At 50.5% G+C, this 495-nt stretch carries 1 pseudogene; it reads left to right on the forward strand.

The features are described 5' to 3' along the window. Positions 1 to 495: pseudogene (locus HMPREF2794_RS17165) on the forward strand (Vir protein); the annotation flags it as partial.

Consider the following 495-nt stretch of genomic DNA (forward strand, 5'->3'; position numbering starts at 1 on the left):
TGAGTACAAAAGAACAGAGCGCAACCCTGCTGCGTCTCAATAAACAGGAACAGGTAAAAGCCTTGCAGGCGGTAGGCTTTGCCGACATTACGGAAAACTCGCGTGCCAGCGAATTCCCGAACCGGATAAAGTGGGCTACCGGATTGCTGGACATGCGGGTGGCATGTAACCGGATTTCCGATAATTCCAAATGGTATTTTACCCGTGAGGAATGGAACTCGTTAACTCCTGCCAACAAGTTGAAGTTTATCCGTCGTGGTTTGTGTATCCGGGCACATTCGCAGTCTTTTGTCATTGCGGCACAAGAGTGTTATGCAGCTGACTTGTCTTCCAGCTTCTATTGGGGCGGTCTTGGTAAAACGATTGACGGGCTTTCCGCAAAGATGCTGGGCAAAATGTACACCTGTTTCACCGGGAAAGAAGATACACGCCTGATCCTTGATGCCCTGAAAGGAACAAACTCGAACGGTGTGGAAGGCGCACCCGCTGCGGAAG

The organism is Bacteroides sp. HMSC067B03, assembly GCF_001811315.1.
Taxonomy (GTDB): Bacteria; Bacteroidota; Bacteroidia; order Bacteroidales; family Bacteroidaceae; genus Bacteroides; species Bacteroides faecis.